The sequence below is a fragment of the Bacillus sp. FSL K6-3154 genome, assembly GCF_040869395.1.
In the GTDB taxonomy this organism is placed as follows: Bacteria; Bacillota; Bacilli; order Bacillales; family Bacillaceae; genus Bacillus; species Bacillus safensis.
Genome location: NZ_CP152033.1, coordinates 1797313 through 1823752, shown reverse-complemented (window position 1 = coordinate 1823752; position 26440 = coordinate 1797313). Strand labels below are relative to the sequence as shown.

At 46.0% G+C, this 26440-nt stretch carries 14 protein-coding genes, 9 tRNA genes, 6 rRNA genes and 1 other annotated feature; all 29 genes read right to left on the bottom strand.

The features are described 5' to 3' along the window. Complete coding sequence (rlmB, locus tag MHH61_RS09490) at positions 1 to 750, bottom strand: 23S rRNA (guanosine(2251)-2'-O)-methyltransferase RlmB (RefSeq protein WP_125587479.1); 750 nt, start codon at positions 748 to 750, stop codon at positions 1 to 3. Next, positions 734 to 1165, bottom strand: coding sequence for a Mini-ribonuclease 3 (locus MHH61_RS09485; RefSeq protein WP_024425587.1), 432 nt, complete (start codon positions 1163 to 1165; stop codon positions 734 to 736). The genes rlmB and MHH61_RS09485 overlap by 17 nt, the downstream gene beginning before the upstream one ends. A 3-nt stretch (positions 1166 to 1168) precedes the next feature. Then, positions 1169 to 2569, bottom strand: a complete 1401-nt coding sequence (cysS, locus tag MHH61_RS09480; protein WP_024425865.1) for a cysteine--tRNA ligase — start codon at positions 2567 to 2569, stop codon at positions 1169 to 1171. After that, positions 2566 to 3219: a serine O-acetyltransferase gene (gene cysE, locus MHH61_RS09475; RefSeq protein ID WP_024425585.1), complete on the bottom strand. Its 654-nt coding sequence runs from the start codon at positions 3217 to 3219 to the stop codon at positions 2566 to 2568. The genes cysS and cysE overlap by 4 nt, the downstream gene beginning before the upstream one ends. An 81-nt stretch (positions 3220 to 3300) precedes the next feature. Further along, positions 3301 to 3531 (bottom strand) — a binding site (T-box leader). Then, entirely contained in the window at positions 3531 to 4982 is a 1452-nt protein-coding gene (gltX, locus tag MHH61_RS09470) for a glutamate--tRNA ligase (RefSeq protein ID WP_125587480.1), read from the bottom strand. (Overlaps the previous feature by 1 nt.) A 94-nt stretch (positions 4983 to 5076) precedes the next feature. Continuing rightward, complete coding sequence (ispF, locus tag MHH61_RS09465) at positions 5077 to 5553, bottom strand: 2-C-methyl-D-erythritol 2,4-cyclodiphosphate synthase (RefSeq protein WP_003216928.1); 477 nt, start codon at positions 5551 to 5553, stop codon at positions 5077 to 5079. 3 nt (positions 5554 to 5556) lie between these two features. After that, positions 5557 to 6246, bottom strand: coding sequence for a 2-C-methyl-D-erythritol 4-phosphate cytidylyltransferase (ispD, locus tag MHH61_RS09460; protein WP_024425583.1), 690 nt, complete (start codon positions 6244 to 6246; stop codon positions 5557 to 5559). 13 nt (positions 6247 to 6259) lie between these two features. After that, positions 6260 to 7360 (bottom strand): PIN/TRAM domain-containing protein, encoded by a 1101-nt coding sequence (locus MHH61_RS09455; protein WP_024425582.1) that lies wholly within the window; start codon positions 7358 to 7360, stop codon positions 6260 to 6262. A 153-nt stretch (positions 7361 to 7513) separates the two neighbouring features. Next, a complete protein-coding gene (gene disA / locus MHH61_RS09450) occupies positions 7514 to 8593 on the bottom strand; it encodes a DNA integrity scanning diadenylate cyclase DisA (protein WP_024425581.1) in 1080 nt (359 codons plus the stop codon). Positions 8594 to 8595: 2 nt separating this feature from the next. Continuing rightward, positions 8596 to 9975, bottom strand: coding sequence for a DNA repair protein RadA (gene radA / locus MHH61_RS09445; RefSeq protein ID WP_125587481.1), 1380 nt, complete (start codon positions 9973 to 9975; stop codon positions 8596 to 8598). 93 nt (positions 9976 to 10068) lie between these two features. After that, on the bottom strand, positions 10069 to 12504 hold the full coding sequence (gene clpC, locus MHH61_RS09440) for an ATP-dependent protease ATP-binding subunit ClpC (protein ID WP_048240170.1): 2436 nt from the start codon (positions 12502 to 12504) through the stop codon (positions 10069 to 10071). Then, positions 12501 to 13592, bottom strand: coding sequence for a protein arginine kinase (locus MHH61_RS09435; protein WP_024425579.1), 1092 nt, complete (start codon positions 13590 to 13592; stop codon positions 12501 to 12503). Before MHH61_RS09435 ends, clpC begins: the two co-directional genes overlap by 4 nt. A gap of 4 nt (positions 13593 to 13596) precedes the next feature. Further along, a complete protein-coding gene (locus MHH61_RS09430) occupies positions 13597 to 14154 on the bottom strand; it encodes a UvrB/UvrC motif-containing protein (protein WP_024425862.1) in 558 nt (185 codons plus the stop codon). A 14-nt stretch (positions 14155 to 14168) separates the two neighbouring features. Beyond that, positions 14169 to 14633, bottom strand: coding sequence for a CtsR family transcriptional regulator (locus MHH61_RS09425; RefSeq protein ID WP_003217184.1), 465 nt, complete (start codon positions 14631 to 14633; stop codon positions 14169 to 14171). Between the two features lie 177 nt (positions 14634 to 14810). Further along, positions 14811 to 14926 (bottom strand): 5S ribosomal RNA (gene rrf, locus MHH61_RS09420). A gap of 61 nt (positions 14927 to 14987) precedes the next feature. Continuing rightward, a 23S ribosomal RNA gene (locus MHH61_RS09415) occupies positions 14988 to 17918 on the bottom strand. 182 nt (positions 17919 to 18100) lie between these two features. After that, positions 18101 to 19649: ribosomal RNA gene (locus tag MHH61_RS09410) — 16S ribosomal RNA — on the bottom strand. Positions 19650 to 19774: 125 nt separating this feature from the next. Continuing rightward, a tRNA-Ala gene (locus tag MHH61_RS09405) sits at positions 19775 to 19850 on the bottom strand. 8 nt (positions 19851 to 19858) lie between these two features. Beyond that, positions 19859 to 19935: transfer RNA gene (locus MHH61_RS09400), tRNA-Pro, on the bottom strand. 7 nt (positions 19936 to 19942) lie between these two features. Next, positions 19943 to 20019 (bottom strand) — tRNA-Arg (locus tag MHH61_RS09395). A 10-nt stretch (positions 20020 to 20029) separates the two neighbouring features. After that, positions 20030 to 20115, bottom strand: a tRNA-Leu gene (locus MHH61_RS09390). 12 nt (positions 20116 to 20127) lie between these two features. Then, positions 20128 to 20199: transfer RNA gene (locus tag MHH61_RS09385), tRNA-Gly, on the bottom strand. Between the two features lie 30 nt (positions 20200 to 20229). Continuing rightward, positions 20230 to 20312 (bottom strand) — tRNA-Leu (locus MHH61_RS09380). Positions 20313 to 20320: 8 nt separating this feature from the next. Continuing rightward, positions 20321 to 20396, bottom strand: a tRNA-Lys gene (locus MHH61_RS09375). Between the two features lie 37 nt (positions 20397 to 20433). After that, positions 20434 to 20509: transfer RNA gene (locus tag MHH61_RS09370), tRNA-Thr, on the bottom strand. Between the two features lie 33 nt (positions 20510 to 20542). Continuing rightward, a tRNA-Val gene (locus tag MHH61_RS09365) sits at positions 20543 to 20618 on the bottom strand. Positions 20619 to 21416: 798 nt separating this feature from the next. Continuing rightward, positions 21417 to 21532, bottom strand: a 5S ribosomal RNA gene (gene rrf / locus MHH61_RS09360). Between the two features lie 61 nt (positions 21533 to 21593). After that, positions 21594 to 24524, bottom strand: a 23S ribosomal RNA gene (locus MHH61_RS09355). 182 nt (positions 24525 to 24706) lie between these two features. After that, positions 24707 to 26255, bottom strand: a 16S ribosomal RNA gene (locus MHH61_RS09350). The 16S, 23S and 5S rRNA genes sit together here with 9 tRNA genes alongside, the layout of an rRNA operon. Positions 26256 to 26440: the final 185 nt, after the last annotated feature.

Below are 26440 nucleotides of genomic sequence, written 5' to 3'. Positions count from 1 at the left end.
CTATTCTCCTAACGGATAACGTTTTCGATACACTTCATACATCAATAGACCAGCCGCAACTGATGCGTTTAACGAAGTAACCTTCCCGGCCATAGGCAGTTTAATCAGAAAATCACACTTTTCTTTAATCAATCGGCCAATTCCTTTTCCTTCACTGCCAATCACAAGAGCCAGCGGCATTGTGCCATCAAATTGTCTGTAATCCTGTTTAGCAGACGCATCTGTTCCCGCAACCCAGATTCCTCTTTCTTTCATTTCATCAAGGACTCTTGAAAGATTGGTCACTTTTGCAACAGGAATATGCTCAATTGCTCCAGTGGATGCCTTAGCAACTGTTGTTGTTAGACCGACCGCTCTCCTTTTCGGAATGACAATCCCATGTGCACCTACAGCATCTGCCGTACGCATAATAGATCCTAAATTATGCGGGTCTTCAATTTCATCTAAAATCAGAAAGAAAGGCTGCTCATTCCGCTTTTCAGCGATTTGATACAGATCGTCCAATTCTGCATATTCATATGCTGCTACTTGTGCAACGATTCCCTGGTGCTGACCTGTAACCATTTGATCAAGCTTTTTCCTCGGAACATACTGAATGGTGATATTTTGCTTTTTAGCGAGTTCAATGACCTGCTGGGCTTGTCCTTTTACAGTGTTTTCTGCCATCCAGAGCTTGTATAACTCCCGATCTGACTTCAGTGTTTCAATCACTGCATTTTTCCCAATGACATAATCATGTTGCTGACTCATTTGTCTTCCTCCCTGACGTTCCGATTTCAATCGCCTGACCAATCAGCTCTTCTAAGCGTTCGTCCTGCTTTTCGATAAATAAATACCCCATGAGCGCTTCAAACGCTGTACTATAACGATACGTTTGAACGTCTGTGTTTTTAGGCACTGTGCCTGATTTTGCGTTTCTTCCTCTTTTCAGCACCGCTTCTTCTGCTTCAGTGAAAAAGCCTTGCTGCTGAAGCGTAAATAAAATAGCAGCCTGTGATTTAGCTGAAACAATTTTGCTTGCTCGTTTGTGCAGCTCATTTGGTTTTGTCGCCCCCGTTTGGAGGAGGTGATGCCTCACATATACTTCAAAAATGGCATCACCCATATAAGCCAGCGCAAGTCCGTTCAGCTGTTTACCGTCTTTCAGCTTTTCAAAATTCAACATTGCCTATTCTCCTCTTTTCCAGCGAGTACCTTGAGGAGTGTCCTCCAACACAATATTCATGTTCTTTAATTGATCACGAATTTGATCAGATAGGGCAAAGTCACGATTTCTTCTAGCTTCATTGCGTTTTTCAATTAACGCTTCTACCTCTTCGTCAAGCGTGTGCTTTTCTTCTAATGAGAAGCCGAGAACAGACGTAATTTCTTGGAACAAGCCGATAAATGCCTTGATCACTTCCTCCGAAGTATGATCATTTTCCATATAATAATTCGCCTGTTTCGCTAATTCAAATAAAACAGAGATCGCATTTGCCGTATTGAAGTCATCATTCATTTCAGAAATAAATGTCGCACGCTGCTCTTCAATTTTTTCCAGCCATTCAGCATTGTCTTCCGTGATATTAGTACTGCTCTCAAGACGGTGATGTAAATTCGCATACGATGTCTTGAGTCGGTTAAACGCACTCTTTGTACTTTCTAATAAATCCATTGAGTAGTTAATTGGGTGGCGATAGTGAACCGACAACATAAAGAAGCGGAGCACATCAGGATCTTGTTCTTTCACAATGTCATGCACGAGCACAAAGTTGCCAAGTGATTTTGACATTTTTTCATTATCGATATTAATATACCCGTTATGCATCCAATATTTCGCAAAAGGCTTCCCTGTCAAAGCCTCAGATTGGGCAATTTCATTCTCATGGTGAGGGAATGTTAAATCCTGTCCGCCAGCATGAATGTCGATCGTATCACCTAAATATTTTTTGACCATTGCCGAGCATTCGATGTGCCAGCCTGGGCGTCCTTTGCCCCACGGGCTATCCCAAGAGATTTCCTGATCCTTTGCAGCCTTCCAAAGGGCAAAGTCCAGCGCATCTCGTTTCTTTTCACCTACACGAATACGAGCACCCGTCTTCAGTTCATCAATTGATTGGTGAGAAAGCTTTCCATAACCTTCAAATGAGCGTGTGCTGTAATACACGTCACCATCTGCTTCATAGGCGTAGCCTTTTTCAATCAATGTCGCAATAAACGCAATGATATCATCCATGTTTTCCGTCACTCGCGGGTGAAGGTCTGCTTTTTTGCAGCCGAGCGCACTGACGTCTTCAAAGTAGGCTTGGATAAAACGATCAGCAATTGTCGGCACATCTTCTCCGAGTTCATTGGCTGCCTTGATGAGTTTATCATCCACATCTGTAAAGTTTGATACAAAGTTCACATCGTAACCGCTGTATTCTAAATACTTACGTACAGTGTCATAAACAATAGCAGGTCTAGCATTCCCGATATGAATGTAGTTATAAACGGTTGGTCCGCACACATACATCTTGACCTTTCCTGGCTCAAGCGGGACAAATTCTTCCTTCTTACGTGTCAATGTATTATAAATATTGATTGTCATGATTGTTCTTCCTTTCTGCTCAATGAAGCCAGCTCACCTTTTAGCTTTTCCATTTCTCGTTCCAATTCTTTAAAACGATCGGAAACTGGATCTGGCAAATCTTGATGGTTGAGATCACGATTGATTTTCTTTCCATTTTGAACGACCACTCGCCCAGGTATACCTACAACAGTGGAATGGTCTGGGACGTCTTTTAACACGACCGACCCTGCACCAATCTTGGACCCTTTTCCAACCGTGATAGAACCAAGCACCTTGGCACCTGTCGCAATGAGGGCATCATCTAAAATGGTCGGATGCCGCTTTCCCTTTTCTTTCCCTGTTCCCCCTAATGTCACGCCTTGGAAAACAGTGACATTGTCTCCAATTTCACATGTTTCCCCGATCACGACGCCCATGCCGTGATCAATGAAGAACCGCCTGCCAATGGTTGCCGCCGGATGAATTTCCACCCCTGTGAAAAAGCGGCTGACCTGAGAAATGATCCGCGCAATAAAATACAGCTTCCGCTTATAAAATGCGTGCGCAATACGGTGAGCCCAAATCGCATGAAGCCCTGAATAGGTTAGCACTACTTCAATATAGCTTCTAGCAGCAGGATCTTGATCAAACACAGTATCAATATCTTCTTTCAGCATTTTGAAAAACACATGCTCCCCCCGTTCTCCCCATGAATCTCTCTTAGGACTTGCTCTCTTTTTTTGGACAAATAAAAAACGCCTCTGCCAAATGACAGAGACGTTTTGAAAACGCGGTTCCACTCTGTTTAGAAAGCTACTTATCTTTCAGCCTTCTCAACTTAATCCCATAACGGAGGGTACCGCCCTTGCATACTAACGTACGTGTTCCTCAAGGGTCTTGAGGGTGCATTTCCAATGTCTGCCCATAAGTCTCTTTCAGCCGGTGGAGACTCTTTCTGTGATGGACGAGTACATTGTACTTCTCCCTCGCAACGATTTCCTTATATTTGTTTAATGCGGTTTAATACCGTTTCTTTACCTAGTAATTCAATACTTTGCGGAAGTTCTGGACCATGCGTTTGTCCTGTGACAGCCACGCGAATCGGCATGAATAGTTTCTTGCCTTTATGCCCTGTTTCTTTTTGTACCGCTTTAATGGCAGCCTTGATTTCATCAGGTGTGAAAGACTCAAGCTGTTCAAGCTGACCTGCAAAAGATGCCATCACTTCTGGTACTTGCTCCTCTGCTAGAACTTCCTTTGCCTCTTGATTATACTCAATTTGCTCCTTAAAGAACAACTCTGTTAACTCAACAATTTCTGCTCCGTAGCTTAATTGTTCGTGATACAGAGAAATAAGCTTGCGTACCCACGTGTTTTCTTCTTCAGTCAGCTGCTCACTTACCTTGCCTGCTTTTTGAAGATGCGGAAGTGTTAGTGCCACAACCTGATCAAGATCAAGTGCTTTCACGTATTGGTTGTTCACCCATTTTAGTTTATGCATATCGAATAGAGCTGGTGACTTAGAAAGTCGGTTTACATCGAAAATGTCAATGAATTGCTCTTTTGTAAACAGTTCTTCTTCGCCTACTGGAGACCATCCAAGTAATGCAATGAAGTTAAACAGGGCTTCAGGTAAATAGCCTAAGTTCTTATATTGCTCGATGAATTGAATAATTGATTCATCACGTTTACTTAATTTCTTGCGGTTCTCGTTCACAATCAACGTCATATGTCCGAATAGCGGAACATTCCAGCCAAATGCATGAAAAATCATGATTTGTTTAGGGGTATTTGAAATATGATCTTCTCCGCGAAGAACGTGAGTCATTTTCATCAAATGATCATCCACGGCTACGGCAAAGTTATAAGTTGGCGTGCCATCTTTTTTCACAATAACAAAGTCACCAATGCCGTCTGTTTCAAATGAAATTTCACCTTTGACCATGTCGTCAAATTTGATGATTTCTCCTTTGGGCACTCGGAAGCGGATGCTTGGCTCTCTTCCTTCAGCAATCAGCTTGTCCTCTTCTTCTTTTGATAAATGACTGCATTTACCAGAATATCGAGGCATTTCACTGCGGGCGATTTGTGCTTCACGCTCTGCCTCTAGCTCTTCTGCCGTACAATAGCACTTATACGCCAAGTCCTTCTCTAACAGCTCGTCATAATATTTTTTGTAAATATCATTACGCTCTGATTGTCTATAAGGACCGTAACCGCCATCTTTATCAATGCTCTCATCCCAATCAATACCGAGCCATTGCAGGTGGCGAAGCTGGCTTTCCTCCCCGCCTTCTACATTACGCTTTTGGTCCGTATCCTCGATTCGAATAATAAATTTGCCGCCTTGGCTGCGTGCGAACAAATAGTTGAAAAGAGCCGTTCTAGCATTCCCAATATGTAAATGACCAGTTGGACTCGGTGCATAACGAACACGCACTTCATTTCCCATGAGTTTAACTTCCTTTCATCTGCATCATGTTGTCTGACACCAATTTTTTATAAACGTATTTTATCATCAAAACCTATTCTCATCAAAATGGATTTTACTTTTTCTGAAGAAGCACTGTTGCCTGAGAGGCAATTCCTTCTCCTCTTCCTGTAAATCCGAGTTTCTCTGTCGTTGTTGCTTTGACATTCACCTGTGTGACATCGGCCTCAAGCGCTTCTGCAATTTTCTCACACATTGGTTGAATGTAAGGTGCCATTTTTGGCTTTTGCGCCATGATGGTGCAGTCAATATTCACAAGTGTGTAGCCCTTTTCTTTCACAAGTGCCCACACATGCTGCAATAATTTAAAAGAATCTGCATCCTTAAACTCAGGATCTGTGTCTGGGAAATGTCTGCCGATATCTCCTTCAGCAATCGCACCCAGGCATGCATCTGCCACTGTGTGAAGCAGTACGTCAGCATCTGAATGCCCTAGCAGACCCTTTTCATAAGGGATGGTGACCCCGCCGATAATTAGAGGTCTTCCCTCTGTTAATTGATGTACATCAAAACCTTGTCCTATTCTCAACATGATCTAGTACCCTCTTTCCGCATCCATAATTGCCTTGGCAACCAATAAATCATCCGGTGTTGTCAGCTTAATATTGGTATAGTCTCCTTGGACAATATACACATTCTCACCTTGTAATTGTTCAACAAGACTGGCGTCGTCTGTTCCAAGGAAGCCTGTCCGCTCCGCATATTCATGCGCCTCTTTTAAAATAGAATGACGAAAAGCTTGTGGGGTCTGGACTGCCCACAAGCTCTGACGTTCAATGGTTTGTTCCACTTTGCCTTCTTGAACGCGTTTGATTGTGTCTTTCACTGGTACCGCTACAACTGCGGAGCCTTTTTCAATCGCCGCTTTAACGAGCAAGTCAATCTGTGTATGCTTAATAAAAGGCCTTGCCCCATCATGAACAAGCACGATGTCCGCATCTTTCACAGCCTTTAATCCTTCGTATACACTTTGCTGACGTTCTTCACCGCCAGTGACAAGTGAAACAGGCGTTTGAAAAGCGTGTACCTTGAGTAGCCTTTCAAAGTCTTGACGCTCCTCTTCATTGATCGCTAGGATCATTCGTTTGCATTGCGCATGAGCATCAAACACCTTTAGTGTATGAATGATGACCGGCATTCTTTTCAGCTCAATAAAAAGCTTATTGCGGCCGGCCTTCATTCGTTTCCCCTGCCCCGCAGCCGGAATAACTACTTCATAATACATGTTCGTTCTCCCTTTAGAGCGCCTTCTCCAGAAGTTTTGGCTTCGCAAAAATCATTCTTCCAGCAGCAGTCTGCAGCACACTTGTGACGAGCACGTCAATGTCTTTTCCAATGTAATTGCGTCCTTCCTCGACCACAATCATCGTCCCGTCATCTAAGTAAGCAACACCTTGGTTATGCTCTTTCCCATCTTTGATGACCTGTACCTTCATTTCTTCCCCAGGCAGTACAACCGGTTTAACGGCATTGGCTAGATCATTGATGTTTAACACTGCTACTTTTTGAAGTTCGCATACTTTATTTAAATTAAAATCATTGGTCACAACAACACCTGAAGTTAATTTCGCCAGCTTCACAAGCTTGCTATCAACCTCTTGAATGTCTTCGAAGTCACCTTCGTAAATTTCAACTTTGATATCCAATTCTTTTTGAATACGATTTAAAATATCAAGACCTCTTCGGCCTCTATTTCTCTTTAATACATCTGAAGAGTCTGCAATATGCTGTAATTCCTCGAGTACAAATTGAGGAATGACCATGACACCTTCTAAGAATCCAGTTTGGCAAATATCTGCGATTCTTCCATCAATGATAACACTTGTGTCTAAAATTTTCAGCTTTTTATCTTCTATTTCAGGTTCATCATCAGCTGCTCCTTTTTTCTTTGTGACCTTTGCAGATCGGGAGAACAGCCCTATCATTTCATCCTTCTTCTTAAAGCCTACCTGAAACCCAAGGTATCCTAAAAAGAAAGCCAGGAAAATCGGAATAATGGTACCAAAAATATGATATGGTATATTGTTTAGCGGGATCACGTTTACAATAAGATATGCTAGAATAAGTCCAAATACTAATCCGAAACTTCCAGATATAAGATCAGGAAGAGGCGCCTTCAATAGAGAATCCTCGATCCATTTCACCCAATTAACCACATAACCTGTGCACCATTTACCAATGATGAAGAACACAACGGCTCCTATTAGTGCTGAAGAGTAAGCATTTGTTATGAAAGGTATGTCCTTTACATTTAAAAGCAGAAATAACTCTGGAATGATAAAAATCCCCACAACTGCACCCAAAATGATAAAAAACGCCTGAACGATTCTTTTTAACATACCTTCACCTCCTTTATTTTTCATCTGTCAATCCACCTTCATCTGACATTGATATATGTTTAAGTTTCCTATCATGAGCAACAGAAAACAAAACCATCATTAATATACCCATATTCATCCATTTTTAACCGTAGTAGAGGAAAATTTCTCTTCTTAAAGCTGACGATCGATATAATGTTTTTCTTGTAACCTTTTTAAACCTTTTTTTATCTTTTTCGCTCTTACTTCTCCAATTCCTTCTACTTCATCCAATTCTTGTACATCTGCTTCCATAATTCGATCTAGCACACCGAATGCTTCAACCACATTTTCGACGATTGGCATTGGCAGTCTAGGGATTTTATGGAGCAATCTGTATCCTCTTGTGTACACATATTCGTCAATATTTGTAGAAGCTGGATATCCAAGTAACTTGTACAGAATGGAATCATCTAAAAGCTCAAAGCTCGACATATCTTGAAGTTGTTTAAGCAGCACATACGGATCTTTAATCTTTTCTTTCACGTAATCTTTAATAAATAAAGCCGCTTCCTGCTCCATATCTGTAATCAATTCATTGACCTGCAGACGGATCAAGTGTCCCTCTGTTCCAAGCTCTTTGATATACATATTGATTTCATTTTTGATTCTGAGTACCATTTCGTAGCGGTGCAGCACGGATAATACATCCCCAAAGGTCACAAGCTCTTCGAATTCTAGGGCGCTTAACGCAGAAATGGCGTGATCTAAAATCGTTTTATATTTCTCAAGTGTTTGAATGGCTTGATTAGCCTTTGTTAAAATAAAGCCAATATCTTTCAGCGTATAACGACGATTCCCTTGGTATAAGGTAATGACGTTCCTCCGTTCAGAAATAGCAATAATTAAGCAGCCTGTCTGCTTTGCTACACGTTCAGCCGTCCGGTGCCTCATGCCTGTTTCCGATGAATGAATGGTTGCATCTGGCATCAGCTGTGTATTCGCATACAAGATTTTTTGACCAGAATCGCTAAGAATAATGGCCCCATCCATCTTCGCCAATTCATATAAATGTGCTGGGGAGAAGGCTGAATTAATGTGAAATCCTCCATCTACCACACTCTTTACTTTGTCATTATAACCAACAACAATGAGCCCGCCAGTATTGGCTCTCAGGACGTTTTCAATCCCTGCCCGCAGAGGTGTTCCTGGTGCCACAAACTGTACAATATCTAAGAGATCGAGTTCTCTCGCTCCTTTTTTCTCTTTTTCCATTTCTATGATCCCCCTAGTGAAATTCGAAGTGCCTCCGCTACATTTTCTACACCAACTAACTCAATCCCTCTCGGCTTTTTCCATCCGTCTATATTCGCCTGAGGAATAAACATTCGCTTAAATCCTAGTTTTGCAGCTTCCTGCACTCGCTGTTCAATTCTTGATACTCTTCTGACTTCTCCCGTCAGACCGACCTCTCCTATAAAGCAATCCGCTTGATACGGCGCTGCATCTTTAAAGCTTGATGCAATACTGACGGCAATAGCTAAGTCAATCGCCGGTTCGTCAAGCTTCACACCGCCTGCGACCTTTAAATAGGCATCTTGGTTTTGCAGCAGCAGCCCCACGCGTTTTTCTAAAACTGCCATGAGCAGCGATACTCGATTATGGTCAAGGCCAGTGGCCATTCTTCGCGGATTCCCAAAGCTTGTCGGGGAAATTAACGCCTGTATCTCGACAAGTACGGGTCTTGTTCCTTCCATTGAGGCAACAACACACGAACCAGATACACCTGCCGACCGCTCTTCTAAAAAGATTTCTGATGGGTTTAATACTTCCGTGAGCCCTTCCTCTCTCATTTCAAAAATTCCCAATTCATTCGTTGAACCAAATCGGTTTTTGACCGCCCGTAAAATACGAAACGTATGATGACGCTCGCCTTCAAAATAAAGAACTGTGTCCACCATATGCTCTAAAAGGCGTGGACCTGCGATCGAGCCTTCTTTGGTCACGTGACCAACGATAAAAATAGGAATACCATTTGTTTTGGCAATCTTCATCAGCTGCGCTGTACATTCTCTAACTTGAGATACAGAGCCGGGAGCTGACGTTATATCGCTTTGATAAACGGTTTGAATCGAATCCACCACAACAAACGCAGGTTTCATCTCCTGTATAGCAGACGTTATATACTCCATATCGGTTTCAGCCAAAACATGTAAAGAGGTGCTTTCAATGCCAAGGCGGTCCGCTCTTAGCTTCGTTTGTTTAATGGACTCCTCACCAGATATGTATAACACATTCTGATTTTTGTCTGAGAGCTGTGCTGATACTTGTAATAACAATGTGGACTTCCCAATCCCAGGATCTCCGCCGATGAGAACAAGAGAACCTTTGACAATTCCACTTCCTAATACTCGGTTAAATTCTTCTAAATTTGTTTTAATTCGGGGTTCTTCGGATGTTTCAATTGCAGATATAGGTGAAGGTTTTTGAATGGTTTGAACAGAATGATTAAAAGCACTTCGACGGTTTGCCGGCTCTTTGCGAACGACCTCTTCTGTCATACTGTTCCACGTGCCGCAGCCTGGACATTTCCCCATCCATTTGGCTGACTCATAACCGCACGATTGGCATATAAATTTTGATTTTGTCTTAGCCATAGATTGAAGAATACAACTCCTTATACTGGTCAGAAAATAAGTAAAGGGAGGCATACACCTTGCTGGTATGCCTCACACTTTTTTCTTACTATATTAGTTCGTAGCAGCCGTCGCTTTTACGACAATTTCTCCATCTTCCACATCTAATACGATATGTTGACCTTTTTCAATATTCCCCTTCAGAAGCTCCTCAGAAAGTCGATCTTCTACATGCTTTTGAATCGCTCTTCTTAACGGACGCGCACCGTACTCAAGATCTACTCCTTCGTCGGCAATTTTCGCTTTTGCTGCTTCCGTCAATTCAATTGATAGGTCTTGTTCTTTTAATCGTTTTGTCAATTGATCAGACATGAGAGACACGATCTCTTTGAGATGTTTCTTCTCAAGCGAGTGGAAGACAATGATTTCATCAATACGGTTGATAAACTCAGGTCTAAACGCACGTTTCAACTCGCCCATCACTTTGCCTTTCATATCCTTGTAATTTTGACCTTCATCCTGCACGTTAAAGCCAACATATTTATTGCGCTTCAGCTCACTAGCTCCAACGTTTGATGTCATGATCAAAATCGTATTTCTAAAGTCAACGGTACGCCCTTTAGAATCAGTCAGACGACCATCTTCTAACACTTGCAGTAAGATATTAAATACATCTGGATGAGCCTTTTCAATCTCGTCTAAAAGAACGACAGAATAAGGTTTTCTTCTCACTTTTTCAGTCAGCTGTCCACCTTCATCATAACCCACATAGCCTGGAGGTGACCCAACAAGTCTGGATGTAGAGTGTTTCTCCATGTATTCAGACATATCAATACGGATCATTGCTTCTTCATCACCGAAAATAGACTCAGCGAGTGCTCTTGCAAGCTCCGTTTTACCAACCCCTGTTGGTCCTAAGAAGATAAAGGAGCCGATTGGACGTTTTGGATCTTTCAGGCCAGCACGTGCACGTCTCACCGCTTTCGCTACAGCGACAACGGCTTCATCCTGCCCGATCACACGAGAGTGGAGCAATTGTTCCATGTTCAGAAGCTTATCTGTCTCCGTTTGAGCAATTTTCGAAACAGGTACTCCCGTCCAGCTCGAAACGACCATTGCAATATCATCTACAGATACCTCTGAATTCTCTTGTCCCTGCTTTTCTTTCCATGATTTCTTTGTCACTTCTACTTTTTCACGCAAACGCTGTTCTGTATCGCGAAGAGAAGCTGCTTTTTCAAATTCTTGACTTTGAACTGCCGCATCCTTTTCCTTGCGTACTTCATCCAACTTTTGCTCTAACTCTTTTAGGTTAGGCGGTGTCGTGAACGAACGTAAACGGACTTTCGAACCTGCCTCATCAATTAAATCAATCGCCTTATCTGGAAGGAATCGGTCAGAAATATAACGGTCAGACAGCTTCACTGCCGCCTCAATCGCTTCATCTGTAATAGACACACGGTGATGTGCTTCATACCGGTCTCTAAGCCCTCTTAAGATTTGAATACTTTCATCAACAGACGGCTGATCTACTTGAATTGGCTGGAAACGTCGTTCAAGCGCAGCGTCCTTTTCAATGTATTTACGGTACTCATCTAACGTTGTCGCTCCAATACATTGAAGCTCACCACGTGCTAAGGATGGCTTCAAGATATTAGACGCATCAATCGCGCCCTCTGCTCCACCAGCACCAATGAGTGTATGAAGCTCGTCGATAAAGAGAATGATATTTCCTGCCTGGCGAATTTCGTCCATCACTTTTTTCAAACGATCCTCGAATTCACCACGATATTTCGTCCCAGCTACAACAGTTCCCATATCCAGTGTCATCACTCGTTTATCGCGCAGGATTTCAGGCACTTCGTTATGAATAATTTGCTGTGCAAGACCTTCTGCGATGGCTGTTTTACCAACACCAGGCTCACCAATCAGCACAGGGTTATTTTTTGTTCTTCTACTTAGGACCTCAATGACACGTTGAATTTCTTTGCTTCGGCCAATGACAGGGTCCAAGCTGTCCTCTTTTGCAATAGCTGTCAAATCTCTTGCCAAGCTATCTAGTGTTGGTGTATTTGCATTGCTATTAGAGCCTGCCGCAGATGCACCGGTTTCATTGCTTCCAAGCAGCTGCAGAACTTGCTGACGTGCTTTATTTAAGCTCACTCCGAGGTTATTTAAGACACGGGCAGCGACACCCTCTCCCTCACGAATAAGACCTAATAGAATATGTTCTGTCCCTACATAGGAATGACCTAGCTTTCTTGCTTCATCCATTGAAAGCTCAGTGACCTTCTTCGCTCTAGGCGTATAATGAGGAATAGCTTGAGACACCTCTTGCCCTCTTCCAATCAAGCTTTCGACTTCTTTTTGGATTTTATCTGAAACAAGGCCCAGTGCTTCTAACGCTTTGGCAGCGATGCCCTCACCTTCACGTACAAGGCCAAGTAAAATGTGCTCAGTACCTATGTTCTTATGGCCTAGGCGAATGGCTTCTTCTTGTGCAAGTGCTAATACCTTTTGAGCTCTTTCAGTGAATCTTCCAAACATCATATCGTTTCATCCTCCTGTCCATTCCTATGCATTTCTAAGCGCAGCCTTTCTCTAATAATCGCTGCTCGTTTTATATCTCGTTCATTTGGCTCTAAGGCTCCTCCTGAATATTGTTGAAGGAAGCCGGGCTGAGTCAAAATCATGAGTTCATTCAGTATATTACTTGAAAGCCCCTTAATGATACCTAAATCAATTCCAAGCCGCACATCTGACAAACACTTTGCTGTTTCTTTTGATTCAATCATACGACAATTGGCCAAAATCCCTAAGGAACGGTACACTCTGTCCTCAAGTTCAATTTTAGATGTTTGATATAAAGCTTTTCGTGCAGATCGCTCTTGTTCAATGAGCTGAGCGGTCACACTATTCAAGTCATCTACAATGTCTTCTTCTGATTGACCAAGTGTCATTTGATTTGATATTTGAAAGATGTTTCCTATTGCTTCGCTGCCCTCACCATAAATTCCTCTGACCACAAGACCTAATTGATTAATGGCCGGAATAATCCGATTCATTTGTCTTGTGAGCGCTAATGCTGGTAAATGCATCATGACCGAAGCCCTAATACCTGTACCTACATTGGTCGGACAGCTTGTTAAGTATCCTCGCTTTTCAGAAAACGCATAATCCACTTGCTCTTCAATCCAGTCATCTACCTGATTAGCCGCTTTTAGTGCATTGGCTAGCTGAAAACCTGGGAATAAGCATTGGATTCGAATATGGTCCTCTTCATTCAGCATCACACTGATTTCTTCATTTTCAGAAAGCAAACAGCCGCCAAATCTTGATTCAGCTAAATTGGGGCTAATCAAATGCTTTTCAACAAGTACCCTCTTTGCTAAAGGCTGCGTTTCATTCATTCGAATCAGAACAAAGTTTCCAATGTCCTTCACTTCCTGGCTAGCAAACTTTTGTTCGAATTGCTGGAGAACAGCTTCAGCTTCAGCTTGAGAAAACTGAGTTGGGAAACGAACATGCTCTAGATTGCGAGCTAGCCGGATACGACTGCTTAGAACAATGTCACTTTCTGGTCCTTTTTGTTTCATCCACTGACTTAGAGCGTCTTGAATAAAATGCTGGAGCGACATGTCGTTAATCTCCCTCCCTCTGCTGAGATTGCTCATGCTCTAATGCACGAATTTGATCTCGAACTTCCGCTGCCTTTTCGAACTCTTCCTGTTCAATCAGCTGCTTCAGCTCTTGCTGCATTAACTCAAGTTTCCGGCGAACATGCAGGCTGCCGGCAATTCGTTTTGGGACTTTTCCATTATGGACTGTATTTCCACTATGGACTTTCCTTAAAACAGGGTTCAGATACTGATCAAATGTACGATAGCATTCTGCACAGCCAAATCGGCCTGTTTTTCTGAACTGTTGAAAGGTTAAGCCACACTTAGGACATTGATCCACTTCTTTCGCTTCTTGAAAAATAGACGAGCCCTTGTTAGCACTTGTGGTGAAGCTAGGATCAATATTCAATAAGCCTGATAATAAGTTGTGAATCGAGAAACCTTGGTTTCCACTCATAGCATATGAATCACTGTTTTCTTTTGCACATTGTTCACATATGTGCATTTCTTGTTTTTCTCCATTTATAACTTTCGTAAAGTGAAAAGTGGCTGGTCTCTCATTACATTCTTGACAAATCAATCTTTTCACCCGCTTTACTTTAATTTCAGAGCATTTAACATCGCTTTCATCATCCGAGCACGCAGTTCATCACGTTCAGGTAAATCAATATGCAATACAGAACGGTCCATGACACTAATCATCATCTTAGCTTCTCTTTCAGATAAAATGTTATTTTCAACAAGACGCATGATGATATGATCAGATGCAGCCTGTGATAAACGATGATATATTTGGGAAATAATGTTGTTCAATAAGTCGACTTCATCATTCATTTTGACTTTAATGATGCGGATATAGCCACCGCCGCCACGCTTACTTTCAACGATATAGCCTCTCTCGCTCGTAAAGCGTGTATTGATAACATAGTTAATTTGTGAAGGTACGCATTGAAATTTATCTGCAATTTCATTGCGCTTAATTTCTAATATTTCTCGACCGTTCTGATCCAAGACTTCCTTCAAATACTGCTCGATGATATCAGAAATATTTTGTGCCACTCCGCCTCCTCCTCCATTGACTTTGACTATATTTGACTTTAATCTTACTATAAATTTTTTCGATCGATTTTTCAAGATAATCGCTCAACTAACAATATTATTTCCACATTTATATGGTATCAAACCTCTCAAAAACACAAAAAAGACCAGTTCCGACTGGAACTGATCCTTATAGAAGCTTGGCGGCGTCCTACTCTCACAGGGGGAAACCCCCAACTACCATCGGCGCTGAAGAGCTTAACTTCCGTGTTCGGTATGGGAACGGGTGTGACCTCTTCGCTATCGCCACCAAACCTGATGGAGAGAATGTTCTCTCAAAACTAGATAACAATGTTCATGCTTCACATTAGAATATAGGTTAAGTCCTCGATCTATTAGTATCTGTCAGCTCCACGTGTCACCACGCTTCCACCTCAGACCTATCAACCTGATCATCTTTCAGGGATCTTACTTCCTTGCGGAATGGGAAATCTCATCTTGAGGGGGGCTTCATGCTTAGATGCTTTCAGCACTTATCCCGTCCGCACATAGCTACCCAGCGATGCCCTTGGCAGAACAACTGGTACACCAGCGGTGCGTCCATCCCGGTCCTCTCGTACTAAGGACAGCTCCTCTCAAATTTCCTGCGCCCGCGACGGATAGGGACCGAACTGTCTCACGACGTTCTGAACCCAGCTCGCGTACCGCTTTAATGGGCGAACAGCCCAACCCTTGGGACCGACTACAGCCCCAGGATGCGATGAGCCGACATCGAGGTGCCAAACCTCCCCGTCGATGTGGACTCTTGGGGGAGATAAGCCTGTTATCCCCGGGGTAGCTTTTATCCGTTGAGCGATGGCCCTTCCATGCGGAACCACCGGATCACTAAGCCCGACTTTCGTCCCTGCTCGACTTGTAGGTCTCGCAGTCAAGCTCCCTTGTGCCTTTACACTCTGCGAATGATTTCCAACCATTCTGAGGGAACCTTTGGGCGCCTCCGTTACATTTTAGGAGGCGACCGCCCCAGTCAAACTGCCCACCTGACACTGTCTCCCTGCCCGATAAGGGCAGCGGGTTAGAAGGTCAATACAGCCAGGGTAGTATCCCACCGATGCCTCCACCGAAGCTAGCGCTCCGGTTTCCAAGGCTCCTACCTATCCTGTACAAGCTGTACCAACATTCAATATCAGGCTGCAGTAAAGCTCCACGGGGTCTTTCCGTCCTGTCGCGGGTAACCTGCATCTTCACAGGTACTATAATTTCACCGAGTCTCTCGTTGAGACAGTGCCCAGATCGTTGCGCCTTTCGTGCGGGTCGGAACTTACCCGACAAGGAATTTCGCTACCTTAGGACCGTTATAGTTACGGCCGCCGTTTACTGGGGCTTCAATTCGCACCTTCGCTTACGCTAAGCGCTCCTCTTAACCTTCCAGCACCGGGCAGGCGTCAGCCCCTATACTTCGCCTTACGGCTTCGCAGAGACCTGTGTTTTTGCTAAACAGTCGCCTGGGCCTATTCACTGCGGCTTCTCGGGGCTTTAACACCCTAAGAAGCACCCCTTCTCCCGAAGTTACGGGGTCATTTTGCCGAGTTCCTTAACGAGAGTTCTCTCGATCACCTTAGGATTCTCTCCTCGCCTACCTGTGTCGGTTTGCGGTACGGGCACCTCTCACCTCGCTAGAGGCTTTTCTTGGCAGTGTGGAATCAGGAACTTCGCTACTAAATTTCGCTCGCCATCACAGCTCAGCCTTCACGGGAAACGGATTTGCCTATTTCCCAGCCTAACTGCTTGGACGCGGATATCCAATACCGCGCTTACCCTATCCTCCTGCGTCCCCCCATTGCTCAAATGGTGAGGAGGTGGTACAGGAATATCAACCTGTTGTCCATCGCCTACGCCTTTCGGCCTCGGCTTAGGTCCCGACTAACCCTGAGCGGACGAGCCTTCCTCAGGAAACCTTAGGCATTCGGTGGACGGGATTCTCACCCGTCTTTCGCTACTCATACCGGCATTCTCACTTCTAAGCGCTCCACCAGTCCTTCCGGTCTGGCTTCACAGCCCTTAGAACGCTCTCCTACCACTGTTCGTAAGAACAGTCCGCAGCTTCGGTGATACGTTTAGCCCCGGTACATTTTCGGCGCAGAGTCACTCGACCAGTGAGCTATTACGCACTCTTTAAATGGTGGCTGCTTCTAAGCCAACATCCTGGTTGTCTAAGCAACTCCACATCCTTTTCCACTTAACGTATACTTTGGGACCTTAGCTGGCGGTCTGGGCTGTTTCCCTTTCGACTACGGATCTTATCACTCGCAGTCTGACTCCCAAGGATAAGTCATCGGCATTCGGAGTTTGACTGAATTCGGTAACCCGGTAGGGGCCCCTAGTCCAATCAGTGCTCTACCTCCGAGACTCTTACCTTGAGGCTAGCCCTAAAGCTATTTCGGAGAGAACCAGCTATCTCCAGGTTCGATTGGCATTTCACCCCTACCCACACCTCATCCCCGCACTTTTCAACGTGCGTGGGTTCGGGCCTCCATTCAGTGTTACCTGAACTTCACCCTGGACATGGGTAGATCACCTGGTTTCGGGTCTACGACCACGTACTCATGCGCCCTATTCAGACTCGCTTTCGCTGCGGCTCCGCATCTTCTGCTTAACCTTGCACGGGATCGTAACTCGCCGGTTCATTCTACAAAAGGCACGCCATCACCCGTTAACGGGCTCTGACTACTTGTAGGCACACGGTTTCAGGATCTATTTCACTCCCCTTCCGGGGTGCTTTTCACCTTTCCCTCACGGTACTGGTTCACTATCGGTCACTAGGGAGTATTTAGCCTTGGGAGATGGTCCTCCCGGATTCCGACGGAATTTCACGTGTTCCGCCGTACTCAGGATCCACTCTGGAGAGAATGACATTTCAGTTACAGGGCTGTTACCTTCTTTGGCGGGCCTTTCCAGACCTCTTCGCTTATATCATTCCTTTGTAACTCCGTATAGAGTGTCCTACAACCCCAAGAGGCAAGCCTCTTGGTTTGGGCTGTTCCCGTTTCGCTCGCCGCTACTCAGGGAATCGCATTTGCTTTCTCTTCCTCCGGGTACTTAGATGTTTCAGTTCCCCGGGTATGCCTTCTCATACTCTATGTATTCAAGTATGGATACTACTCCATTACGAGCAGTGGGTTTCCCCATTCGGAAATCTCCGGATCAAAGCTTGCTTACAGCTCCCCGAAGCATATCGGTGTTCGTCCCGTCCTTCATCGGCTCCTAGTGCCAAGGCATCCACCGTGCGCCCTTTCTAACTTAACCATTTCTTACTTTAGAAAGAATCACTATGTGTGATGAACTTTGCATTGCATTCAATGTGAATGTATTACTTATTGTTATCTAGTTTTCAAAGAACAATCCTGTCTCGCTAGAGACATGTTTTGAAGGAATGATCCTTCAAAACTAAACAAGACGAAAACGTACGCTGCTCCATATATCCTTAGAAAGGAGGTGATCCAGCCGCACCTTCCGATACGGCTACCTTGTTACGACTTCACCCCAATCATCTGCCCCACCTTCGGCGGCTGGCTCCATAAAGGTTACCTCACCGACTTCGGGTGTTGCAAACTCTCGTGGTGTGACGGGCGGTGTGTACAAGGCCCGGGAACGTATTCACCGCGGCATGCTGATCCGCGATTACTAGCGATTCCAGCTTCACGCAGTCGAGTTGCAGACTGCGATCCGAACTGAGAACAGATTTATGGGATTGGCTAAACCTTGCGGTCTTGCAGCCCTTTGTTCTGTCCATTGTAGCACGTGTGTAGCCCAGGTCATAAGGGGCATGATGATTTGACGTCATCCCCACCTTCCTCCGGTTTGTCACCGGCAGTCACCTTAGAGTGCCCAACTGAATGCTGGCAACTAAGATCAAGGGTTGCGCTCGTTGCGGGACTTAACCCAACATCTCACGACACGAGCTGACGACAACCATGCACCACCTGTCACTCTGTCCCCGAAGGGAAAGCCCTATCTCTAGGGTTGTCAGAGGATGTCAAGACCTGGTAAGGTTCTTCGCGTTGCTTCGAATTAAACCACATGCTCCACCGCTTGTGCGGGCCCCCGTCAATTCCTTTGAGTTTCAGTCTTGCGACCGTACTCCCCAGGCGGAGTGCTTAATGCGTTAGCTGCAGCACTAAGGGGCGGAAACCCCCTAACACTTAGCACTCATCGTTTACGGCGTGGACTACCAGGGTATCTAATCCTGTTCGCTCCCCACGCTTTCGCTCCTCAGCGTCAGTTACAGACCAGAGAGTCGCCTTCGCCACTGGTGTTCCTCCACATCTCTACGCATTTCACCGCTACACGTGGAATTCCACTCTCCTCTTCTGCACTCAAGTTTCCCAGTTTCCAATGACCCTCCCCGGTTGAGCCGGGGGCTTTCACATCAGACTTAAGAAACCGCCTGCGAGCCCTTTACGCCCAATAATTCCGGACAACGCTTGCCACCTACGTATTACCGCGGCTGCTGGCACGTAGTTAGCCGTGGCTTTCTGGTTAGGTACCGTCAAGGTGCGAGCAGTTACTCTCGCACTTGTTCTTCCCTAACAACAGAGCTTTACGATCCGAAAACCTTCATCACTCACGCGGCGTTGCTCCGTCAGACTTTCGTCCATTGCGGAAGATTCCCTACTGCTGCCTCCCGTAGGAGTCTGGGCCGTGTCTCAGTCCCAGTGTGGCCGATCACCCTCTCAGGTCGGCTACGCATCGTCGCCTTGGTGAGCCATTACCCCACCAACTAGCTAATGCGCCGCGGGTCCATCTGTAAGTGACAGCCGAAACCGTCTTTCATCCTTGAACCATGCGGTTCAAGGAACTATCCGGTATTAGCTCCGGTTTCCCGGAGTTATCCCAGTCTTACAGGCAGGTTACCCACGTGTTACTCACCCGTCCGCCGCTAACATCCGGGAGCAAGCTCCCTTCTGTCCGCTCGACTTGCATGTATTAGGCACGCCGCCAGCGTTCGTCCTGAGCCAGGATCAAACTCTCCGAAAAAGTACAAAACCGAAGTTTTGCTTTTCGCCAGTTTGACTGACTACCTATGAAGTATCATAGGATTTTTTTATAAAAACTCGAATTAACAGGTACGTTTTGTCTTGTTTAGTTTTCAAAGATCATATTGGTGGAGCCTAGCGGGATCGAACCGCTGACCTCCTGCGTGCAAGGCAGGCGCTCTCCCAGCTGAGCTAAGGCCCCATAAAAGATGGTCGGGAAGACAGGATTCGAACCTGCGACCCCTTGGTCCCAAACCAAGTGCTCTACCAAGCTGAGCTACTTCCCGATCTTAATGGCGCGCCCGAGAGGAGTCGAACCCCTAACCTTTTGATCCGTAGTCAAACGCTCTATCCAATTGAGCTACGGGCGCTTATTTATAATGCCGAGGGCCGGACTTGAACCGGCACGGTAGTCACCTACCGCAGGATTTTAAGTCCTGTGTGTCTGCCAATTCCACCACCCCGGCGTGGATGGTATAAGCGGAAGACGGGATTCGAACCCGCGACCCCCACCTTGGCAAGGTGGTGTTCTACCACTGAACTACTTCCGCATTACAGGATTTCTTTATTTTATTTGGCAATGCGGGTGAAGGGACTTGAACCCCCACGTCATAAAGACACTAGATCCTAAGTCTAGCGCGTCTGCCAATTCCGCCACACCCGCATGAAACATGGTGAGCCATGAAGGACTCGAACCTTCGACCCTCTGATTAAAAGTCAGATGCTCTACCAACTGAGCTAATGGCTCGCTTTAAAAGCGACTTGTCTATCTTACCATATGAAAGTGGTGCCGGCAAGAGGACTTGAACCCCCAACCTACTGATTACAAGTCAGTTGCTCTACCAGTTGAGCTACACCGGCTTTATCTATCCTAACATTATGTAAGAATAAATATGGTGGAGGATGACGGGCTCGAACCGCCGACCCTCTGCTTGTAAGGCAGATGCTCTCCCAGCTGAGCTAATCCTCCATATTGTGTCGTTTCGAAGTGTCTCTCGATCTGACAAATAGTATTATATAACGATAAGATATTGTTTGTAAAGACTTTTTTAAAATAATTTTTGAATTTATTTTAAAGCTGTTTTTTCATCTTTTCGTTAAGGCACCTAAAGAAGTTTACCACTTGTCTCATCATTTTAAAAGCCTTTTTTTCATTTTTTTATGTTTTTTTGTTAAAAAGAGTACTAATAAGGCTTTATTCCTTTGAAAACAGCTATTTCGAAGCTTTCATACCCTTGATTTTATTTCATATATCTCTGGATAAAAACGTTCAAAAAAGAAATCTTGTTATTATTTTATTTTTCTGAGAAATCTTTTTTGCATAAAAAAGTGTGAAAATACTGCTGGTCTTTACTATTTTTCAACAAAATCGTTTCACATCATTTTTCTATTGCTTCAAATAATTTTAACAGGAGAAATAAAATGAGTATTGTTTCTTTCATTTCTTCTATCTTTTTAAATTGGAAATGCAACAATAGCTGACCATCCCCTTCGGGATGAAGTCTTTCTATTTAGTGCCCTATACATCGCCTTTCTATATCTATTTAGCCGAAGGTGAGGTTTTCTATGCTTTTAGTGTAGACCCTTGATAATTTGAGCTGCTGGTTCATATGATGACCGACATGTTAAATTGAAAGAGCGTAAATTTTGATTCATTTAGCAATCAACGAGGGAACAACGTATTTTCACTTTAAGAACCTATTATATAGAAGCAAGTCATGCAAAACACAAAAAAGACCAGTTCCGACTGGAACTGATCCTTATAGAAGCTTGGCGGCGTCCTACTCTCACAGGGGGAAACCCCCAACTACCATCGGCGCTGAAGAGCTTAACTTCCGTGTTCGGTATGGGAACGGGTGTGACCTCTTCGCTATCGCCACCAAACCTGATGGAGAGAATGTTCTCTCAAAACTAGATAACAATGTTCATGCTTCACAATAGAATATAGGTTAAGTCCTCGATCTATTAGTATCTGTCAGCTCCACGTGTCACCACGCTTCCACCTCAGACCTATCAACCTGATCATCTTTCAGGGATCTTACTTCCTTGCGGAATGGGAAATCTCATCTTGAGGGGGGCTTCATGCTTAGATGCTTTCAGCACTTATCCCGTCCGCACATAGCTACCCAGCGATGCCCTTGGCAGAACAACTGGTACACCAGCGGTGCGTCCATCCCGGTCCTCTCGTACTAAGGACAGCTCCTCTCAAATTTCCTGCGCCCGCGACGGATAGGGACCGAACTGTCTCACGACGTTCTGAACCCAGCTCGCGTACCGCTTTAATGGGCGAACAGCCCAACCCTTGGGACCGACTACAGCCCCAGGATGCGATGAGCCGACATCGAGGTGCCAAACCTCCCCGTCGATGTGGACTCTTGGGGGAGATAAGCCTGTTATCCCCGGGGTAGCTTTTATCCGTTGAGCGATGGCCCTTCCATGCGGAACCACCGGATCACTAAGCCCGACTTTCGTCCCTGCTCGACTTGTAGGTCTCGCAGTCAAGCTCCCTTGTGCCTTTACACTCTGCGAATGATTTCCAACCATTCTGAGGGAACCTTTGGGCGCCTCCGTTACATTTTAGGAGGCGACCGCCCCAGTCAAACTGCCCACCTGACACTGTCTCCCTGCCCGATAAGGGCAGCGGGTTAGAAGGTCAATACAGCCAGGGTAGTATCCCACCGATGCCTCCACCGAAGCTAGCGCTCCGGTTTCCAAGGCTCCTACCTATCCTGTACAAGCTGTACCAACATTCAATATCAGGCTGCAGTAAAGCTCCACGGGGTCTTTCCGTCCTGTCGCGGGTAACCTGCATCTTCACAGGTACTATAATTTCACCGAGTCTCTCGTTGAGACAGTGCCCAGATCGTTGCGCCTTTCGTGCGGGTCGGAACTTACCCGACAAGGAATTTCGCTACCTTAGGACCGTTATAGTTACGGCCGCCGTTTACTGGGGCTTCAATTCGCACCTTCGCTTACGCTAAGCGCTCCTCTTAACCTTCCAGCACCGGGCAGGCGTCAGCCCCTATACTTCGCCTTACGGCTTCGCAGAGACCTGTGTTTTTGCTAAACAGTCGCCTGGGCCTATTCACTGCGGCTTCTCGGGGCTTTAACACCCTAAGAAGCACCCCTTCTCCCGAAGTTACGGGGTCATTTTGCCGAGTTCCTTAACGAGAGTTCTCTCGATCACCTTAGGATTCTCTCCTCGCCTACCTGTGTCGGTTTGCGGTACGGGCACCTCTCACCTCGCTAGAGGCTTTTCTTGGCAGTGTGGAATCAGGAACTTCGCTACTAAATTTCGCTCGCCATCACAGCTCAGCCTTCACGGGAAACGGATTTGCCTATTTCCCAGCCTAACTGCTTGGACGCGGATATCCAATACCGCGCTTACCCTATCCTCCTGCGTCCCCCCATTGCTCAAATGGTGAGGAGGTGGTACAGGAATATCAACCTGTTGTCCATCGCCTACGCCTTTCGGCCTCGGCTTAGGTCCCGACTAACCCTGAGCGGACGAGCCTTCCTCAGGAAACCTTAGGCATTCGGTGGACGGGATTCTCACCCGTCTTTCGCTACTCATACCGGCATTCTCACTTCTAAGCGCTCCACCAGTCCTTCCGGTCTGGCTTCACAGCCCTTAGAACGCTCTCCTACCACTGTTCGTAAGAACAGTCCGCAGCTTCGGTGATACGTTTAGCCCCGGTACATTTTCGGCGCAGAGTCACTCGACCAGTGAGCTATTACGCACTCTTTAAATGGTGGCTGCTTCTAAGCCAACATCCTGGTTGTCTAAGCAACTCCACATCCTTTTCCACTTAACGTATACTTTGGGACCTTAGCTGGCGGTCTGGGCTGTTTCCCTTTCGACTACGGATCTTATCACTCGCAGTCTGACTCCCAAGGATAAGTCATCGGCATTCGGAGTTTGACTGAATTCGGTAACCCGGTAGGGGCCCCTAGTCCAATCAGTGCTCTACCTCCGAGACTCTTACCTTGAGGCTAGCCCTAAAGCTATTTCGGAGAGAACCAGCTATCTCCAGGTTCGATTGGCATTTCACCCCTACCCACACCTCATCCCCGCACTTTTCAACGTGCGTGGGTTCGGGCCTCCATTCAGTGTTACCTGAACTTCACCCTGGACATGGGTAGATCACCTGGTTTCGGGTCTACGACCACGTACTCATGCGCCCTATTCAGACTCGCTTTCGCTGCGGCTCCGCATCTTCTGCTTAACCTTGCACGGGATCGTAACTCGCCGGTTCATTCTACAAAAGGCACGCCATCACCCGTTAACGGGCTCTGACTACTTGTAGGCACACGGTTTCAGGATCTATTTCACTCCCCTTCCGGGGTGCTTTTCACCTTTCCCTCACGGTACTGGTTCACTATCGGTCACTAGGGAGTATTTAGCCTTGGGAGATGGTCCTCCCGGATTCCGACGGAATTTCACGTGTTCCGCCGTACTCAGGATCCACTCTGGAGAGAATGACATTTCAGTTACAGGGCTGTTACCTTCTTTGGCGGGCCTTTCCAGACCTCTTCGCTTATATCATTCCTTTGTAACTCCGTATAGAGTGTCCTACAACCCCAAGAGGCAAGCCTCTTGGTTTGGGCTGTTCCCGTTTCGCTCGCCGCTACTCAGGGAATCGCATTTGCTTTCTCTTCCTCCGGGTACTTAGATGTTTCAGTTCCCCGGGTATGCCTTCTCATACTCTATGTATTCAAGTATGGATACTACTCCATTACGAGCAGTGGGTTTCCCCATTCGGAAATCTCCGGATCAAAGCTTGCTTACAGCTCCCCGAAGCATATCGGTGTTCGTCCCGTCCTTCATCGGCTCCTAGTGCCAAGGCATCCACCGTGCGCCCTTTCTAACTTAACCATTTCTTACTTTAGAAAGAATCACTATGTGTGATGAACTTTGCATTGCATTCAATGTGAATGTATTACTTATTGTTATCTAGTTTTCAAAGAACAATCCTGTCTCGCTAGAGACATGTTTTGAAGGAATGATCCTTCAAAACTAAACAAGACGAAAACGCACGCTGCTCCATATATCCTTAGAAAGGAGGTGATCCAGCCGCACCTTCCGATACGGCTACCTTGTTACGACTTCACCCCAATCATCTGCCCCACCTTCGGCGGCTGGCTCCATAAAGGTTACCTCACCGACTTCGGGTGTTGCAAACTCTCGTGGTGTGACGGGCGGTGTGTACAAGGCCCGGGAACGTATTCACCGCGGCATGCTGATCCGCGATTACTAGCGATTCCAGCTTCACGCAGTCGAGTTGCAGACTGCGATCCGAACTGAGAACAGATTTATGGGATTGGCTAAACCTTGCGGTCTTGCAGCCCTTTGTTCTGTCCATTGTAGCACGTGTGTAGCCCAGGTCATAAGGGGCATGATGATTTGACGTCATCCCCACCTTCCTCCGGTTTGTCACCGGCAGTCACCTTAGAGTGCCCAACTGAATGCTGGCAACTAAGATCAAGGGTTGCGCTCGTTGCGGGACTTAACCCAACATCTCACGACACGAGCTGACGACAACCATGCACCACCTGTCACTCTGTCCCCGAAGGGAAAGCCCTATCTCTAGGGTTGTCAGAGGATGTCAAGACCTGGTAAGGTTCTTCGCGTTGCTTCGAATTAAACCACATGCTCCACCGCTTGTGCGGGCCCCCGTCAATTCCTTTGAGTTTCAGTCTTGCGACCGTACTCCCCAGGCGGAGTGCTTAATGCGTTAGCTGCAGCACTAAGGGGCGGAAACCCCCTAACACTTAGCACTCATCGTTTACGGCGTGGACTACCAGGGTATCTAATCCTGTTCGCTCCCCACGCTTTCGCTCCTCAGCGTCAGTTACAGACCAGAGAGTCGCCTTCGCCACTGGTGTTCCTCCACATCTCTACGCATTTCACCGCTACACGTGGAATTCCACTCTCCTCTTCTGCACTCAAGTTTCCCAGTTTCCAATGACCCTCCCCGGTTGAGCCGGGGGCTTTCACATCAGACTTAAGAAACCGCCTGCGAGCCCTTTACGCCCAATAATTCCGGACAACGCTTGCCACCTACGTATTACCGCGGCTGCTGGCACGTAGTTAGCCGTGGCTTTCTGGTTAGGTACCGTCAAGGTGCGAGCAGTTACTCTCGCACTTGTTCTTCCCTAACAACAGAGCTTTACGATCCGAAAACCTTCATCACTCACGCGGCGTTGCTCCGTCAGACTTTCGTCCATTGCGGAAGATTCCCTACTGCTGCCTCCCGTAGGAGTCTGGGCCGTGTCTCAGTCCCAGTGTGGCCGATCACCCTCTCAGGTCGGCTACGCATCGTCGCCTTGGTGAGCCATTACCCCACCAACTAGCTAATGCGCCGCGGGTCCATCTGTAAGTGACAGCCGAAACCGTCTTTCATCCTTGAACCATGCGGTTCAAGGAACTATCCGGTATTAGCTCCGGTTTCCCGGAGTTATCCCAGTCTTACAGGCAGGTTACCCACGTGTTACTCACCCGTCCGCCGCTAACATCCGGGAGCAAGCTCCCTTCTGTCCGCTCGACTTGCATGTATTAGGCACGCCGCCAGCGTTCGTCCTGAGCCAGGATCAAACTCTCCGAAAAAGTACAAAACCGAAGTTTTGCTTTTCGCCAGTTTGACTGACTACCTATGAAGTATCATAGGATTTTTTATAAAAACTCGAATTAACAGGTACGTTTTGTCTTGTTTAGTTTTCAAAGATCATGTTCGTTATCGCTCGTAAGCGACTTTAATATCTTACCATTTTGCATCGGTTAAAGTCAAGAAC

Coding starts and splice junctions, on each gene's coding strand:
- MHH61_RS09435 (WP_024425579.1), bottom strand. CDS start 13,592: ATGTCGCTCCAGCATTTTATTCAAGACGCTCTAAGTCAGTGGATGAAA.
- disA (WP_024425581.1), bottom strand. CDS start 8,593: ATGGAAAAAGAGAAAAAAGGAGCGAGAGAACTCGATCTCTTAGATATT.
- MHH61_RS09455 (WP_024425582.1), bottom strand. CDS start 7,360: ATGTTAAAAAGAATCGTTCAGGCGTTTTTTATCATTTTGGGTGCAGTT.
- clpC (WP_048240170.1), bottom strand. CDS start 12,504: ATGATGTTTGGAAGATTCACTGAAAGAGCTCAAAAGGTATTAGCACTT.
- MHH61_RS09485 (WP_024425587.1), bottom strand. CDS start 1,165: ATGTTGAATTTTGAAAAGCTGAAAGACGGTAAACAGCTGAACGGACTT.
- ispD (WP_024425583.1), bottom strand. CDS start 6,246: ATGTATTATGAAGTAGTTATTCCGGCTGCGGGGCAGGGGAAACGAATG.
- ispF (WP_003216928.1), bottom strand. CDS start 5,553: ATGTTGAGAATAGGACAAGGTTTTGATGTACATCAATTAACAGAGGGA.
- rlmB (WP_125587479.1), bottom strand. CDS start 750: ATGAGTCAGCAACATGATTATGTCATTGGGAAAAATGCAGTGATTGAA.
- gltX (WP_125587480.1), bottom strand. CDS start 4,982: ATGGGAAATGAAGTGCGTGTTCGTTATGCACCGAGTCCAACTGGTCAT.
- cysS (WP_024425865.1), bottom strand. CDS start 2,569: ATGACAATCAATATTTATAATACATTGACACGTAAGAAGGAAGAATTT.
- radA (WP_125587481.1), bottom strand. CDS start 9,975: ATGGCTAAGACAAAATCAAAATTTATATGCCAATCGTGCGGTTATGAG.